Source organism: Paraburkholderia sp. BR10936 (genome assembly GCF_040965735.1).
GTDB classification, from domain to species: Bacteria; Pseudomonadota; Gammaproteobacteria; order Burkholderiales; family Burkholderiaceae; genus Paraburkholderia; species Paraburkholderia nodosa_A.
This window is the reverse complement of sequence record NZ_JBFRCM010000003.1, coordinates 293,011-308,781: the sequence shown is the minus strand read 5'-3', so window position 1 is coordinate 308,781 and position 15,771 is coordinate 293,011. Positions and strand designations below refer to the sequence as shown.

Annotated in this window: 15 protein-coding genes; 9 read left to right on the top strand and 6 right to left on the bottom strand. The window is 65.5% G+C overall.

Annotated elements, in window-relative coordinates; all coding sequences use genetic code 11:
* The first annotated feature begins 83 nt into the window (after positions 1-83).
* Positions 84-1,745, top strand: coding sequence for a hypothetical protein (locus tag AB4Y36_RS07930; protein WP_368682679.1), 1,662 nt, complete (start codon positions 84-86; stop codon positions 1,743-1,745).
* On the opposite strand, the gene AB4Y36_RS07925 is transcribed toward AB4Y36_RS07930, so the two are convergent.
* Positions 1,735-1,971: a cysteine-rich CWC family protein gene (locus AB4Y36_RS07925; RefSeq protein ID WP_069264653.1), complete on the bottom strand. Its 237-nt coding sequence runs from the start codon at positions 1,969-1,971 to the stop codon at positions 1,735-1,737. The genes AB4Y36_RS07930 and AB4Y36_RS07925 overlap by 11 nt on opposite strands.
* Positions 1,972-2,292: 321 nt before the next feature.
* Here AB4Y36_RS07925 and argB point away from each other — a divergent pair, with 321 nt between their 5' ends.
* The 8 genes from argB to AB4Y36_RS07885 all read left to right on the top strand — a co-directional run bounded on the left by argB (position 2,293) and on the right by AB4Y36_RS07885 (position 10,021).
* Entirely contained in the window at positions 2,293-3,192 is a 900-nt protein-coding gene (gene argB, locus AB4Y36_RS07920) for an acetylglutamate kinase (RefSeq protein ID WP_069264651.1), read from the top strand.
* Positions 3,193-3,244: 52 nt separating this feature from the next.
* The gene (locus tag AB4Y36_RS07915) at positions 3,245-3,988 is read left to right on the top strand and encodes a pyrimidine 5'-nucleotidase (protein ID WP_069264776.1); all 744 of its coding nucleotides are present in this window, start codon (positions 3,245-3,247) and stop codon (positions 3,986-3,988) included.
* Between the two features lie 45 nt (positions 3,989-4,033).
* Positions 4,034-4,720, top strand: a complete 687-nt coding sequence (gene slmA / locus AB4Y36_RS07910) for a nucleoid occlusion factor SlmA (protein ID WP_342949116.1) — start codon at positions 4,034-4,036, stop codon at positions 4,718-4,720.
* A gap of 65 nt (positions 4,721-4,785) precedes the next feature.
* On the top strand, positions 4,786-5,376 hold the full coding sequence (locus AB4Y36_RS07905; protein ID WP_069264647.1) for an HdeD family acid-resistance protein: 591 nt from the start codon (positions 4,786-4,788) through the stop codon (positions 5,374-5,376).
* 312 nt (positions 5,377-5,688) lie between these two features.
* On the top strand, positions 5,689-6,834 hold the full coding sequence (locus tag AB4Y36_RS07900; RefSeq protein WP_069264645.1) for a homoserine O-acetyltransferase: 1,146 nt from the start codon (positions 5,689-5,691) through the stop codon (positions 6,832-6,834).
* Complete coding sequence (metW, locus tag AB4Y36_RS07895; RefSeq protein WP_069264642.1) at positions 6,831-7,439, top strand: methionine biosynthesis protein MetW; 609 nt, start codon at positions 6,831-6,833, stop codon at positions 7,437-7,439. Before AB4Y36_RS07900 ends, metW begins: the two co-directional genes overlap by 4 nt.
* A gap of 81 nt (positions 7,440-7,520) precedes the next feature.
* A complete protein-coding gene (locus AB4Y36_RS07890; protein ID WP_342949117.1) occupies positions 7,521-8,915 on the top strand; it encodes an AmpG family muropeptide MFS transporter in 1,395 nt (464 codons plus the stop codon).
* A complete protein-coding gene (locus AB4Y36_RS07885) occupies positions 8,912-10,021 on the top strand; it encodes a M48 family metallopeptidase (RefSeq protein ID WP_256094708.1) in 1,110 nt (369 codons plus the stop codon). The genes AB4Y36_RS07890 and AB4Y36_RS07885 overlap by 4 nt, the downstream gene beginning before the upstream one ends.
* Positions 10,022-10,051: 30 nt before the next feature.
* On the opposite strand, the gene AB4Y36_RS07880 is transcribed toward AB4Y36_RS07885, so the two are convergent.
* The 5 genes from AB4Y36_RS07880 to gatC all read right to left on the bottom strand — a co-directional run bounded on the left by AB4Y36_RS07880 (position 10,052) and on the right by gatC (position 15,360).
* Positions 10,052-10,831 carry an exodeoxyribonuclease III gene (locus tag AB4Y36_RS07880; protein ID WP_069264632.1) on the bottom strand — a complete coding sequence of 260 codons (780 nt, stop codon included), beginning with the start codon at positions 10,829-10,831 and terminating at the stop codon, positions 10,052-10,054.
* An 86-nt stretch (positions 10,832-10,917) separates the two neighbouring features.
* Positions 10,918-11,754: a PPK2 family polyphosphate kinase gene (locus tag AB4Y36_RS07875; protein WP_069264629.1), complete on the bottom strand. Its 837-nt coding sequence runs from the start codon at positions 11,752-11,754 to the stop codon at positions 10,918-10,920.
* Positions 11,755-11,900: 146 nt separating this feature from the next.
* Positions 11,901-13,376 carry an Asp-tRNA(Asn)/Glu-tRNA(Gln) amidotransferase subunit GatB gene (gene gatB / locus AB4Y36_RS07870; RefSeq protein WP_368682678.1) on the bottom strand — a complete coding sequence of 492 codons (1,476 nt, stop codon included), beginning with the start codon at positions 13,374-13,376 and terminating at the stop codon, positions 11,901-11,903.
* A 2-nt stretch (positions 13,377-13,378) separates the two neighbouring features.
* Positions 13,379-14,869, bottom strand: coding sequence for an Asp-tRNA(Asn)/Glu-tRNA(Gln) amidotransferase subunit GatA (gene gatA, locus AB4Y36_RS07865; RefSeq protein WP_069264628.1), 1,491 nt, complete (start codon positions 14,867-14,869; stop codon positions 13,379-13,381).
* A gap of 191 nt (positions 14,870-15,060) precedes the next feature.
* Positions 15,061-15,360 carry an Asp-tRNA(Asn)/Glu-tRNA(Gln) amidotransferase subunit GatC gene (gatC, locus tag AB4Y36_RS07860; RefSeq protein WP_028211911.1) on the bottom strand — a complete coding sequence of 100 codons (300 nt, stop codon included), beginning with the start codon at positions 15,358-15,360 and terminating at the stop codon, positions 15,061-15,063.
* Between the last annotated feature and the right edge of the window lie 411 nt (positions 15,361-15,771).

Below are 15,771 nucleotides of genomic sequence, written 5' to 3'. Positions count from 1 at the left end.
ATCATCTTGAAAGGGTTTGCTTCAATCCATGTCATCCGCCGACCACTTTTGCTTCGGCGCTTTCTGACAAGCAAGACGGAACAATGCAAGCCTCGCCCCCTGACGTACTCCACGCTGTGCGCAATCTCTTTCTCGATTTCATCGACGCTGCCACCGCCAGTGGGACCGACGAGGCGACCGATGCGTCCGCACACGAATTGCTGGCCGCCACGCGCGCCGAGCTGCGCGGCCTGGACGACGACACGCTCGTCCTCATCGCCGCTCGCGCACAGGATAGCGCGCTGGCGCAAGAAGCCGTACGCCTGAGCGCCGCGCTTGCCCGGCTCGCACCGGAGCGGGCCGCCGCGTGGTTCGCAGCGGGCCTCGCGCTGCAGTTTGCAAACCGTCACGCCGAAGCGGTAGAACCTTACCGCCACGCGCTGGGAATCGCGCGTACGTTTCCAAATCTGCGCAACAATCTTGCAACAGCTTTGATGCAGATCAATTTTGGAGACCGCGAGATTCTGCAGCTGCTCGAAGAAACGGTCGCCGAAGAGCCCGACAACGTCAACGCCTGGATCAACCTGGCGCGCGTGTTCCCAACCGATACCGACGCGGCGCGATCACTTCACGCCAGCCGCCGCGCGCTCGAACTCGCGCCGCAAAGCCCACTCGCTCTGAACAACCATGCGATGGCCTGCAAGGATACGCAGCAGTGGGACGAGGTCGAACGCGCCGCGCGCGCCGCTTGCCAGTATGCGCCCAACGACGCATCGCTACGTTCGAACCTGTCGATGATCCAGCTTCTGCGCGGCAACTATGCCGAAGGCTGGCCCGGACACGAGCTGCGCTGGCAGGGCTCCAGTGAACTGGCCATGGGCCGCCCGGTGTTCCCGAAGCCCGAGTGGCGAGGCGAGCCGCTCGCGGGCCGCACATTGCTGGTGTGGGGCGAACAGGGCATGGGCGACCTGCTGCAATTCTGCCGCTACGTGCCCATGCTCGCCGAACGCGTGCATCGCGAAGGCGGCCGGCTCGTCTGGAATACGTTTCCGCAGATGGGCGCGCTGCTCGCGCGCAGCCTGGGCCGCCATTGCGACCTGTACTGCGCGGGCGGCCCCGTCGAAAACCTGCCGCCCTACGATTGCGAAGTCTCGCTGTTGAGCCTGCCGCTGATATTCGGTACTGAAGAAGCGACTGTCCCGGGCCCCACCGGTTATCTCAAGGCCGATCCCGAGGCGGCGGCGCGCTGGCGCGAGCGCCTGGCGGTCGAACAGCGTCTGAAGGTCGGGCTCGCGTGGACGGGCAGCCTCACGCACAAGCGCAATCCGTTTCGTCGCATCGGACTCGAGCGGTATGCCCGGCATTTCGGCGGCATCGAGGGCGTGGCGTTCTATTCGCTGCAGCCCGGCGCACAGCAGGACATCGCCGCGGCGCACGAAGCGGGCTTCGAGGTGACCGACTTCAGCGCCCAGTGGAAGACCTTCGACGACACCGCCGCGTTCGTCGACGCGCTCGACCTGGTGATTTCCGTGTGCACGTCGAGCGCACACCTTGCGGGCGCGCTCGGCAAGCGCGCCTGGGTGCTGCTGGACGTGAATCCGCATTGGGTCTGGCTGCTGGATCGACGCGACAGTCCGTGGTATCCGAATACCCGGCTGTACCGTCAGCAGGCGTTCAGACAGTGGGAACCGGTGCTCGACGAAGTGAGCGCCGATCTCGCGGCGCTCGCGCACGCTGCGCAACGCAGCACGCCCTTCACGGCATAGCGCTCCTGCCCTTCGGCGCGTCGCTCGCTGCCGGCGCCGCCGCCGCCGCGAGACATTGGGGGCAGAGGCAGCGCCCGCGCGGGTCCAGCTCGCTCGCGGGCAAGGCTGGCAGCGACTTGCACCAGCAATCGAAGGGTTCGGTGTTCCTGCCGCAATCGAAGCTGTTGCCGCAGCGGGGGCAGCGGGCGCTTTTCATGCCGGTGGCGGGCACGGCGGAGGCGGTCATGGCGCGCACTCCTCTCGAAGCCATGGGTTGGCGACAGGAAGATGATGCCACAGCCCGCGCGCGCGTCTTGCACCTCGCTTTTCACGCCCGCGTTTCCCAGCCGATTTCGCCCCGTTTTGCGGCGCGCCGATGCGCTCGCGCCCGTGTTGCGCATGTGCCTCGCGAAGCGTCCGGTGCCCGTCGTTTTCCCCGCCGTTTTCCCTGCTGCACCGCGCCAGTCCTGTACAATCCGCCCTGTTTCGACCGTTTTGCGGCCGCGTTCTTCGTCCGCGGATCTTCGTCCGCGAGTTTCGTCTGTTTTTCGTCCAAGTCTCCGCCGCCATGTCCGAGCCCATCGACCTTTCGCAGATCGCCCCCACCCTGAAAGCCGAAATTCTGGCCGAAGCGCTGCCTTACATTCGCCAGTATCACGGCAAGACCGTCGTCATCAAGTACGGCGGCAACGCCATGACCGAAGAGCGGCTCAAGCAGGGCTTCGCGCGCGACGTCATCCTGCTCAAGCTCGTGGGCATCAATCCGGTCATCGTGCACGGCGGCGGCCCGCAAATCGATACGGCGCTCAAGAAGATCGGCAAGCAAGGCACGTTCATCCAGGGCATGCGCGTGACCGACGAAGAAACCATGGAAGTCGTCGAGTGGGTGCTCGGCGGCGAGGTGCAGCAGGACATCGTCACGCTGATCAACCACTTCGGCGGCCACGCGGTCGGCCTGACCGGCAAGGACGGCGGCCTGATCCACGCGCGCAAGCTGATGATGCCGGACCGCGACAAACCCGGTCAGTACATCGACATCGGCCAGGTGGGCGAAGTCGAGGCCATCAACCCGGCGGTCGTGAAGGCGCTCCAGGACGACGCGTTCATTCCGGTGATCTCGCCGATCGGCTTCGGCGAAGACGGCCTCTCGTACAACATCAACGCGGACCTCGTGGCGGGCAAGCTCGCCGTCGTGCTCAACGCCGAAAAGCTCGTGATGATGACGAACATCCCGGGCGTGATGGACAAGGCGGGCAATCTGCTCACCGACCTCTCGGCGCGCGAGATCGACGCGCTCTTCGAAGACGGCACGATCTCGGGCGGCATGCTGCCGAAGATCTCGTCGGCGCTCGACGCAGCCAAGAGCGGCGTGCGCTCGGTGCACATCATCGACGGCCGCATCGAGCACTCCGTGCTGCTGGAAATCCTGACCGAACAGCCGTTCGGCACGATGATCCGCTCGCACTAAGCGCCTTCCTCCCAGCGGCGGCGCCGTGCCGCCGCCGCGTCTCACGTCCGCGATGACCGACTCCAGCCTTCATGCCAGGCGTGCCCGGCGCCGGCCGCGCCGCGTCGCCCGCAAAGTGGGCACTCCCGTCTGGCTCTTCGACCTCGACAACACGCTGCACAATGCGTCGCGCGCAATCTTCCCGGCCATCAACGCCGGCATGACGCAGTACATCATCGACGCGCTCGGCGTGAGCCGCGACGAAGCCAATCACCTGCGCACGAGCTACACGCGCCGCTACGGCGCGACGCTGCTCGGCCTCACGCGCCATCATCCGATCGACCCGCACGACTTTCTCAAGGTCGTGCACACCTTCGACGACCTGCACGGCATGCTGCACGCCGAGCGCGGCCTCGCCCGCACGCTCGCCGCGCTGCCCGGGCGCAAGATCGTGCTCACCAACGGCCCCGAGGACTACGCGCACGCGGTGCTCGCGGCGCTCGGCATCGAGGGGCTGTTCGAGCGCGTGATCGCCATCGAAGGCATGCGCTCGCGCAGCTACTGGCGCGCCAAGCCCGATTGCGCGATGCTGCGCGGCACGCTGCGCCGGGCCGGCGTGGCGCTCGCCGATGCGATCCTGATCGAAGACACGCGCAGCCATCTCAAGCGTTACCGGCGCCTCGGCATCCGCACCGTCTGGATCACCGGGCATTTGCCGGCGCATCTGCCGGGCACCGGCAGACCGCACTATGTCGATCGTCGCATTCGTTCGCTAAAATCCCTGAAACCAGGCCTGCAGTCGGGACGCTCGAAGTAAAACGGGGGAGCGCCAACCCAGAGGCCAACGCCAGGGACGATATCCATGCAGCCGACACAAACGCGTGAAGCAGTCGAAGCAGCAGATTCGCCGGGCGCGGCCCGCCGCGCCCCCCGCCCGAAACCGGGCGAACGCCGTATCCATATTCTCCAGACGCTCGCCACCATGCTCGAGGCGCCGCGCGGCGAGAAGATCACCACCGCGGCGCTGGCCGCGCGCCTGGGCGTTTCCGAGGCCGCGCTGTATCGCCATTTCGCGAGCAAGGCCCAGATGTACGAGGGCCTCATCGATTTCATCGAGCAGACGCTCTTCGGCCTCATCAACCAGATCGTCGAAAAAGAGCCGAGCGGCGTCCTGCAGGCGCGTGCGATCGCCCTCATGCTCGTCAACTTTTCCACGCGCAACGCCGGCATGACCCGCGTACTGACCTGCGAAGCCCTCGTGGGCGAGCATGAGCGCCTCGCCGAGCGCGTGAACCAGATGCTCGATCGCGTCGAGGCGTCGCTGCGCCAGTGCCTGCGCGTCGACCTCGCGCAGGAGGCCGAGCGCAAGGCAATTTCGGGGTCTGACCATGTCAACGCGAAGCCGGCCGCCAAGGGATACGATCCAACGGTCCGGGCGAATCTGGTCGTGCGCTATGTGATTGGTTGCTGGCATCGCTACGCGCAAAGCGGCTTCACGCGTTCACCGAGCGAGCACGCCGACGAGCAGATCCGCATCATTCTTCAATAGCGCGGCCGCGGCGGCGTTGTTCCGTGGCGGCTGCTCGCGTCGCTAACAGGAAGGAGAACCGTCGCATGAACCGTCCCGTTCCTCCCCTCGGCCTGCCGCCCATCCTGATGGGCCTCTCCGCCCACTGGGGCTGGCTCATTGCGCGAGGCATTGCCGCCATCGTGTTCGGCGTGCTCGCCTTCTCGCTGCCCGGCCTCACCGTGCTCACGCTCGCCATCGTCTGGGGCGCCTACGCCCTCGTCGACGGCGCATTCGCGCTCATCTACGGCGCGCGCGGCGGCGGCACGCGGCGCTGGACCTACATCGTCATCGGCCTGATCGGCGTGATCGCGGGCCTCGTGGCGTTCTTCTGGCCCGGCGAGACCGCCATCGTCCTCGTCATGATCATCGGCGTCTGGGCGTTCTTCACGGGCATCTTCGAGATCGTCTACGCGATCCAGTACCGGCACGCCATCGCGCATCCGTGGGCGGTCGGGATTTCGGGGCTGCTCTCGGCCACGGTGGGCTTTTTCTTCGCGATGTTCCCAGGTGCTGGCGCGCTCTCGCTGATCTGGGTGATCGCCGCCTATGCGGTCCTCTACGGCCTCCTGATGATCATCGCGGCCTTGCAGCTGCGGCGCTGGCGCAACGCGAATCCGTCCGCACCCGGCAAGTGATAAGACTTCGCGGCCTCGCGCGGTGCGCGGGCACGTGAAGGGACGGTGCAAAAGCGCCGGGGCGGCAGCGCGCCGCCCGGGCCGCCTTTCCCGTGCGCCGCGTCGCTTTGCACTTTTTCCGATATACTCTGCGTTCCTTTTGCAATACCCACGCGCCGATTTGCTGACTCGATTGCGGGCGCGTGAACTCTCAAGGCTTGGGCCCGGGAGTTCGATATAAATGCGGCTAAAGAGGTCGTCAGCTGCGCCAACCCTTTCGCACTCCGCGCCCGCCGACACCGTTTAGCCGCCCGAAAAACCAAGGCGGAACGAATGGAATCGATCGGCATCGTCGCTCCTCAAACACTGCATTTCGACGAGCCTCTGCAACTGCAGAACGGCACGGCGCTGGCCGGGTACGACCTCGTGGTCGAAACCTACGGCACGCTCAACGCCGCGCGCAGCAACGCGGTGCTCGTCTGTCACGCGCTCAATGCGTCGCACCACGTGGCGGGCGTCTACGCGGACGACCCCAAGAACGTGGGGTGGTGGGACAACATGGTCGGCCCGGGCAAGCCGCTCGACACCAACCGCTTCTTCGTGATCGGCGTGAACAATCTCGGCTCGTGCTTCGGCTCGACCGGCCCCATGAGCCTCGACGCGGCCACCGGCCAGCCCTATGGCGCGAAGTTTCCGGTCGTGACCGTCGAGGACTGGGTGGACGCCCAGGCGCGCGTGGCCGATCGCTTCGGCATCGAGAAGTTCGCCGCGGTGATGGGCGGCAGCCTTGGCGGCATGCAAGCGCTTGCATGGAGCCTGCGCTATCCGGATCGTCTCGGCCACTGCATCGTGGTCGCCTCCACGCCCAAGCTCTCGGCGCAGAACATCGCGTTCAACGAAGTCGCGCGCTCGGCCATCCTCTCGGACCCCGACTTCCATGGCGGCGACTACTACGCCCACCACGTGAAGCCGCGCCGCGGCCTGCGCGTGGCGCGCATGATCGGCCACATCACCTATCTGTCCGACGACGACATGGCCGAGAAATTCGGCCGGGCGCTGCGCCGCGCGGAAGGCGCGGAGAACGCCTACAACTTCAACTTCGACGTGGAATTCGAAGTGGAGTCATACCTGCGCTATCAAGGCGACAAGTTCGCCGACTACTTCGACGCCAACACCTACCTGTTGATCACGCGTGCGCTCGATTACTTCGATCCCGCGAAGGCGTATGACGGCGACCTCACGCGCGCGCTCGCGCACACGAAGGCGAAATACCTCGTGGCGAGCTTCGCGACCGACTGGCGTTTCGCGCCCGCGCGTTCGCGCGAACTCGTGAAGGCGCTGCTCGATCACAAGCGCCAGGTGACCTACGCGGAAATCGACGCCCCGCACGGCCACGACGCCTTCCTGCTCGACGACGCGCGCTATCACAATGTGGTGCGCGCTTACTACGAACGTATTGCTGCTGAGGTGGGCGCATGAACCAGAGCGCTTTCGACAGTCTTTCCGCCCGTCCCGACTTTCGCACCATCGCGCGCTGGATCGAACCGCGCGCGAAGGTGCTCGACCTCGGCTGCGGCGACGGCTCGCTGCTCTCGCTGCTCACCGAGGAACTGGAGTGCACGGGCTACGGCATCGAGATCAACGACGCGGGCGTGCTCGCTTCGGTGAAGAACGGCATCAACGTGATCCAGCAGAATCTGGAAGACGGCCTGCGCCTGTTCGAGGACGCGAGCTTCGACTTCGCGATCCTCTCGCAAACGCTGCAGACCATTCACCAGACGGCCGCCATCCTGCGCGAGACGGCGCGCGTGGGCAAGGAGTGCATCGTCTCGTTCCCGAACTTCGGCTACTGGCCGCACCGGCTTTCGGTCATGCGCGGACGCATGCCGGTTTCGAAGTCGCTGCCCTACCAGTGGCATAACACGCCGAACGTGCGTGTTCTCACGGTGAAGGACTTCGAGGCGCTCGCGCCCGAGGTGGGCATCGAAATTCTCGACCGCGCCGTGCTCCATGGGGGTCAGACCGTTCGTTGGGGTGTGAACTGGCGTGGTAGTCTTGCGGTCTATCGCGTGAGAAAAAAATGACGCCGTGCGCGGCGTCGCGTGTTTTTCTGCCCGACCAGTTCACCTGGAACCGCACCCAACACCGCCGCCGCTAACGACGACATGCAGAATCCGCCCCACGAGGCACCCGCTCTTACCGCTCACGAATCCCACCCCGGCTGGCGTGCGTATCTGAATACGCATATGCTGATCTGCGTGTTCCTCGGCTTTACCTCCGGGCTGCCGCTGTTCACGCTCGTCTATCTGGTGCAGGCGTGGCTGCGCTCGGAGGGCGTCAATCTCAAGGAGATCGGCCTCTTCGCGCTGATCCAGTTCCCCTACACCTGGAAGTTCGTCTGGGCGCCGCTCATGGACCGCTACGTGCCGCGTCTGCCCGGCTGGCGCCCGGGACGGCGGCGCGGCTGGATGCTCGTCACGCAGATTCTCGTGGCGCTCGCCATCGGCACGCTCGGCTACGTTTCGCCGAAAGATTCGATCTGGACGGTTGCCGCGCTCACCGCGCTGGTGGCGTTCTTCGGCGCGAGCCAGGACATCTCCATCGACGCCTACCGGCGCGAACTGCTCACTGATACGCAGCAGGGCCTCGGCAACGCCGTGCACGTGAATGCCTACAAGATCGCGGCACTCGTGCCGGGCTCGCTCGCGCTGATCCTCTCCGATCATCTGCCGTGGAGCACCGTATTCGTCGTGACGGCGGCGTTCATGATTCCCGGCATGATCATGACGCTCGTCGTGAAAGAGCCCGAAGTGCACGGCGCGCCGCCGAAGAACCTGCGCGAAGCGATCGTGCAGCCGTTCGCCGAATTCGTGCGCCGCGACGGTCTCGCCGCGGCACTCTTTGTGCTCGCGTTTATCTTCCTCTACAAACTCGGCGATACGATGGCGACGACCCTGTCCACATCGTTCTTCCTCGACATCGGCTATTCGCGCACGGAGATCGGCGTGATCGCCAAGATGACGGCGTTCGGCGCGAGCCTCGCGGGCGGCATTATCGGCGGCGTGGCGCTCGTGAAGATCGGCATTGGGCGCGGGCTGTGGATCTTCGGCTTCCTGCAAATGATTTCTACTCTGGGTTTCGCGTGGCTCGCGCAGCTCGGCGCAGGCTCGCCCTCGCTCGCCGCCATCTACGATGCCGTGCTCGCCGTGAGCCACGCGGTTTCGTGGGCCGCAGGTCTCTTCGGCGCCACCGTGCAGTTCACGCTCGATCCGCGCGCCGTTGCGCTCGCGCTCGTGTACGGCTTCGAGACCTTCGCAACGGGACTCACGCTCGCTGCGTTCACTGCCTATATTGCAAGCACGACCGATCCGCGTTACACCGCCACGCAGTTCGCACTCTTCACGAGCCTCGCCTCCGTGCCGCGCACGCTGGCCTCCGCCGCGAGCGGCTACGTGGTGGCGAAGATCGGCTGGTTCGACTATTTCATCGTCTGCACGGTGCTCGCGGTACCGGGTATGCTCCTGCTCATTCGTATTGCCCCGTGGAGAGTCCGGTCGTGAGCACGCATGAGACCGTCGCGCAAAGCCCGCGTGCGCTGCAGCGCAGCGGCGCGCGCGCGCGTGCGCTCGTGCTGGCGCTCGCCACCGCCTGGCCGGCGCTTGGCGCATGGAATGCGTGGGCTGCCGAGAACCCCGCCGCGACGAACGCCCCCGCCGCCGTGCCAGGCAATCCTGCACTGCCGCCAGCCGGCAATGGCGCGACCAACCCGGCGAATAACACGAACGGCGCAGCAAACATCGGCGCAAACGCGAGCGCTACGCCGGGCAGCGTCGCCCCCGGCGCGCCGAACACGGGCCGCGTGGTGCGCTTTGGCAACGCCGCCGTGTACCGCAATCTGATTCCCTCGCCGATGCTCGAAGCGCAGGCCACTGCCGAGTTCAACGAGATCGTGCGCGGCGCGGCCCATTCGAACCGCCTCTATGCCGAAAGCGATCCGCACGTGCAGCGCGTGCGGGCGTTCGTCGACCGGCTCGCGCCTTACTCGCTGAAGTGGGGCGATCGCGTCAAGAACTGGAAGTGGGAAGTGGCGGTGATCCGCTCGAACGACATCCGCATGTACGCGCTGCCGGGCGGCAAGATCGTCGTGTATGGCGGCCTGCTCGATCGCGTGAAGCTCAACGACAACGAGTTCGGCATGCTGCTTGGCCACGAGATCGCGCATGCAGTGCGCGAGCACGTGCGCGAGCGCCTGGGCGAACAACAGGCCGCGCAGATCGAATCGGGCTCTGTGCCGCAGCTATTCGGGCTCGCGGACCTCGGCGTGTTTCCGCTCGGTATCGGCTCGCAACTCGTGGAAATGCACTACGGCCGCGCCGACGAAACCGAAGCCGACGTGATCGGCAGCGATATCGCCTCGCGCGCGGGATTCGATCCGCGCGCGGCGCTCACGCTGTGGGACAAGCTCGCGGTGGCGACGCGCGCCGACCGCGACCAGGGATTCATCTACGTGCATCCGTACACGCCGGCGCGACGCGCCGATATCGCCAAGCGCCTCGCCGACATGATGCCGCTCTACGCAAAGGCCATGGGCAAGCCGCTCGCCGAGTTGCCCGACTACGAGGGCATCCCGGCCGTGCAAAAGCGCAAGGTGGTCTCGGCGCCCTGAAAGCGGTTTCACAGCGCGCCGGTGTGAGGGTCAGCTCTTGACCTTGTGGTCGTAGTCGATGGTCAGCGGCGCGTGGTCGCTGAACTTGATGTCCTTGAAGATCGAGGTCTTTTTCGCCTTGTGCGCAATGCCGGGCGTCGCGATCTGATAGTCGATACGCCACCCCACGTTCTTCGCATACGCCTGGCCGCGGTTGCTCCACCACGTGTATTGCTCGGGGCGCGGGTCGAGCGTGCGGAACACGTCCACGTAGCCCACGTCGTCGAAGAGGCTCGTGAGCCATGCGCGCTCTTCGGGCAGGCAGCCGGAGTTCTTCTGGTTGCCCTTCCAGTTCTTGATGTCGATTTCCTTGTGGACGATGTTCACGTCGCCGCACAGGATCACTTCGCGCTCACGCTTGAGTTCCGCGAGATGCGGCATGAATTCGTCCATGAAGCGGTACTTCGCGGCCTGCCGTTCGTCGCCGCTCGAGCCCGAAGGCACGTACACGGAGATCACCGAAAGCTTGCCGAAGCGCGTTTCCACATAGCGCCCTTCCGGGTCGAACTCCTCGCTGCCAAAGCCGATGATCACCTCGTCGGGCTCGTGGCGCGAATAGACGCCCGCGCCGCTATAGCCCTTCTTGACCGCATGCTGGAAGTAGCCCGTGAAGTCGTGCGGCGCGAGGAATTCGGGCGTCATGTCGTCCTGCGAGCACTTGATTTCCTGCACGCAGAGCACGTCGGCCTTCTGTTCGCCGAACCATTCGAAAAAGCCTTTCTTCGCCGCCGAGCGGATGCCGTTCAGATTCGCGGTGATCACACGCAACATGTCTTCTTTCCTCTTGATTGTGCGTTGCCTCGCACGGCGCGCCGAAGCGGAACTGCGCCGCGCCGCGCGAGGGAATACGGTCGGTCTCAGTCGATCCTGAGACCCTTGAGTTCGGCCTTGGCCGGCGGAAATTCGAGTTTCAGACTGTCCATCAGGCGCAGCAGCAGTTCGGCCACCATGAGGTTGCGATGCGACTTCGAGTTCGCGGGAATCACGTACCACGGCGCGTATTCCGTGGAGGTAGCCGCTAGCGCGTCGTGGTACGCGGCCTGATAGGCGTCCCAATGCCTGCGCGCTTCGAGATCGGAGACGTCGAATTTCCAGTGCTTGGTGGGGTCGTCGATGCGCGCCTGGATGCGACTGCGCTGCTCGTCCTTCGAGATGTGCAGCATGCACTTGATGATCGACGTGCCGCTCTCGGCGAGCAGCGCCTCGAAATGGCGAATCTGCCGGTAGCGGCGCTCGCACTCGGCCGAATCGATCTGGCCAATCACGCGCGGCACGAGCACGTCTTCGTAGTGGCTGCGGTTGAAGATCGCCAGCTCGCCGGCCGCGGGCACTTGCAGGTGCACGCGCCAGAGAAAGTCGCGCGCGGCTTCGATGGGCGTCGGCGCGCGAAACGGCACGATGCGCAGGCCGAGCGGATCGACCTCGTGAAACACGCCACGGATCGTGCCGTCCTTGCCGCTCGTGTCCATGCCCTGCAACACGAGCAGCACGCGCTGATGGCGCTGCGAATGCAGACGCTCCTGCAATATGTCGAGCTGGTTGCCGATCTCGGCGAGCCGGTCGCGGTCACCGTCCTTGCTGCCGGTCGAGAACGGTTTCGCGGCGGGGTCGAGCGCGTTGAGCGAGAACGTCTCCGCCTTCTTGTCGCTGAAGTACGGCACGCGGTAACTGTCGAGACTCGGGATGTGGGACATGCGTTGTTCTCCTCTCTCTCGTGAATTTGACGGCGCCAGCGCCGCAGCCCGCCTGAAGCGGCAAGGCGGCGCCGCGCTGCTACGCACGACGCCGCCTCGCTAGCATGCCCGAATCAGGGCGGCACGCTACTCAAACCCGCCCGAACTCAGCCCAGCTTCTTCTTCAGCAGCTCGTTGACTTGCTGCGGGTTCGCCTTGCCCTTGGTGGCCTTCATCGCCTGGCCGATCAGCGCGTTGAACGCCTTTTCCTTGCCGGCGCGGAATTCTTCCACCGACTTCTGGTTCGCGGCGAGCACCTCGTCGATGATCGCTTCGAGCGCGCCGGTGTCCGAGATCTGCTTGAGGCCCTTCGCTTCGATGATGCGATCGGCAGCGGCTTCGTCGGCGGCCTTCTCGTCCCACATCGCCTGGAACACTTCCTTGGCGATCTTGTTCGAGATCGTGCCGTCGGCGATGCGCGCGAGCAGCACGGCGAACTGCGCGGCCGATACCGGCGAAGCGGCAATGTCGAGGCCTTCGCGGTTGAGCTGCGACGAGACTTCGCCCATCAACCAGTTGGCGGCGGTCTTGGCCTGCGCCGCGCCCGCCTTCGCCACCACGGCTTCGAAGTAAGCCGCCATTGCCTTGCTCGACGTGAGCACGTTCGCGTCATACGGCGTCACGCCATACTGCTCGACAAAGCGCGTTTGCATCGTCGCGGGCAGCTCGGGCAGCTCGCCCTTCACGCGCTCGACCCACGCGGCATCGATCACGAGCGGCATGAGGTCGGGGTCGGGGAAATAGCGGTAATCGTGCGCGTCTTCCTTGCTGCGCATCGAACGCGTCTCGCGCTTGTCGGGGTCGTAGAGGCGCGTTTCCTGCACCACCGTGCCGCCGTCTTCGATCAGCTCGATCTGGCGGCGCACTTCGTACTGGATCGCCTCTTCGAGGAAGCGGAACGAGTTCAGGTTCTTGATCTCGGCGCGCGTGCCGAACTCCTTCTGGCCGACCGGACGCACGGAGACGTTCGCGTCGCAGCGGAACGAGCCTTCCTGCATGTTGCCGTCGCAAATGCCGAGCCACACGACGAGCGTGTGCAGCGACTTCGCGTACGCAACCGCTTCGGCGGCGCTGCGCATTTCGGGTTCCGTGACGATTTCGAGCAGCGGCGTGCCGGCGCGGTTCAGGTCGATGCCCGTCATGCCCGCGAAGTCTTCGTGCAGCGACTTGCCCGCGTCTTCTTCGAGGTGCGCGCGCGTCAGGTTGACGGTCTTCTCGTAGGCTTCCTTGCCGGTCTTTTCGTTGGCCGCGACCTGGATCGTGATCTGCCCGCCCTGCACGACCGGAATCTCGTACTGGCTGATCTGATAGCCCTTGGGCAGGTCCGGATAGAAGTAGTTCTTGCGCGCGAAAATGCTGCGCGGCGCAATCGTCGCGTTGATCGCGAGGCCGAACTGGATCGCGCGCTCCACGGCGCCGCGGTTCATCACCGGCAGCACGCCCGGCAGCGCGAGATCGACGGGGCAGGCCTGCGAGTTGGGCGCGGCGCCGAACTGCGTCGATGCGCCCGAGAAGATCTTCGACGCCGTCGACAATTGCGCGTGCGTCTCCAGACCGATCACCACTTCCCACTGTGTTGCCATGTTCATACCCCTGCCGGCGCCTTGCGATGCCAGTCGGTCGCGCGCTGGAAGGCGTCGGCGACCTGCAGCATGCGGGCCTCGTTGAAATAGTTGCCGACGATCTGCAGACCGACGGGTCGCTGCGCGTTCGCACCCGCGCCGAAGCCGCACGGCACGCTCATGCCGGGCAGGCCCGCGAGGCTCGTGGAAAGCGTGTAGATGTCCGCGAGGTACATCTGCAGCGGATCGTCGCCCTTGGCGCCCAGGTCCCATGCCACGCTCGGCGCGACCGGTCCCATGATGACGTCGCACTGTTTGAACGCTTCCTGGAAGTCTTGCGCAATGATGCGGCGAATCTTCTGCGCCTGCAGGTAGTACGCATCGTAGTAGCCGTGCGAGAGCACGTAGGTGCCCACCAGAATGCGGCGCTTCACCTCGGGGCCGAAGCCCTCGGCACGCGACTTCTTGTACATGTCGAGCAGATCGCGGTATTCGGCGGCGCGGTGGCCGAAGCGCACGCCGTCGAAGCGCGAGAGGTTCGACGAGGCTTCCGCCGGGGCGATCACGTAGTACACGGGAATCGACAGCTCGGTTTTCGGCAGCGTGACTTCCACGAGCGTGGCGCCGAGCGATTCGTACGTCTTCAGCGCGGCGTCGATGGCGGCGCGCACGTCGTCGGCCAGGCCCGCGCCGAAGTATTCCTTCGGCAGGCCGATGCGCAGGCCCGCGAGCGGCTTGTCGGCGCTGGCCTCCTGGCTCCATGTCTGGCCGATGAAGCGCGTGTAGTCCTCGTGCTCGTGCGTGAGGCTCGTCGAGTCGCGCTCGTCGAAGCCGCCCATGGCGTTCAGGAGCAGCGCGCAATCGCCGGCGCTGTGCGCGAACGGGCCGCCCTGGTCGAGCGACGAGGCGAACGCGATCATGCCGTAGCGCGAGACGCGGCCGTAGGTGGGCTTGATGCCCGTCACGCCCGTGAACGATGCCGGCTGGCGAATCGAGCCGCCGGTGTCGGTGCCGGTCGCGGCGGGCGCGAGGCGCGCGGCGACGGCCGCGGCGGAACCGCCCGACGAGCCGCCCGGCACGGCCTTCGTGTCCCACGGGTTCTTCACGGCGCCGAAATGCGAGTTCTCGTTGGACGAGCCCATCGCGAATTCGTCCATGTTGGTCTTGCCGAGGCAGACCATGCCCGCGCGCTCGAGCCGCTCGACTACGGTCGCGTCGAACGGGCTCACGTAGTTTGCAAGCATCTTCGAGCCGGCGGTCGAGCGCCAGCCGCGCGTGACGAACACGTCCTTGTGCGCGAGCGGAATGCCCGCGAGCGGGCCCGCGTGGCCCGAGTGCAGGAGCGCGTCGGCGGCCTTCGCCTGGGCGAGCGTCAATTCGGGATTGACGTCGACGAAGGCGTTCAGGTCTTGATGCGCTTCAATCCGGCCCAGAAAGTGCTGGGCCAGCTCGACTGCGGAGCACTCCTTCGCAGCCAGCGCGGCGCGCAATTCGGTCAAGCTTTTGTCATGCATTGCGTGATTCCTGGAAGAACGTCACGGCGTGGTCGAAATCCGATCGTTGCGCCGTCCGGGAGCCGCTCGACCGACGTTGGCAAACGTGTGGGCCGCTACCCGGAAAACCCCGGAAAATTCGGGAGTCCGTGCCGTTTCGAACTGTTCCGACGACTCGAAAGATTTCGAAATGGCGAAAAAATGCTGCGCGCTTACTCAATCACGCGCGGTACGAGGTAAAGTCCGTCCTGCACCGCGGGCGCGGGACGCTGCAGCGCTTCGCGGTCCACGATTTCGGTCACGGCGTCCTCGCGCAGACGCAGCGCGACGTCCTCGATCTGCTCGATCGGGTGGGCGAGCGGGGCGATGCCGGTCGTGTCCACGGCCTGCATCTGCTCGACGAGGCCGAAGAAGCCGTTCAGGCGTTCGAGCGTATTGCCGGCTTCGGCGTCGGCCAGTTCGAGGCGCGCAAGATGCGCGATGCGCTTCACATCGTTCAGGGTCAGGGCCATGCGGTCACCGGAAAAAGGGGCTGCGGCAGTGCGGAAATCGGTGCTGCAACAGCGGTTTATCGCGCCGGATCCGGCTCGGGAGGAAAGCTTCGATGAGGTCAAAAACTGCCTTCCGGATCCTGCAAAACAGGCAAAATTATAAGGTATCATTACGCGTTCGACCCAAACCCGGACCGCCTTGCATCCGCCTTTCAGGTCTGTACGCAACTCAATGCGGCCAGACAAGATCAAACGGGCGGCGCAGCCAGGCTGCCTCCGGTAACTATCCCCGCAGTCTCAGGCCCCTCGTGGCGCCCCTTGCGACGCCCTCCGCCGTGATTTCGGAGTGCTCTCGTGGTGGAGCATATCGCCCTGAGGCTGTGAATTTTTCCGCTGCCGCCCTCGCCCACCAAGCTGGAAGGACGGCCACAA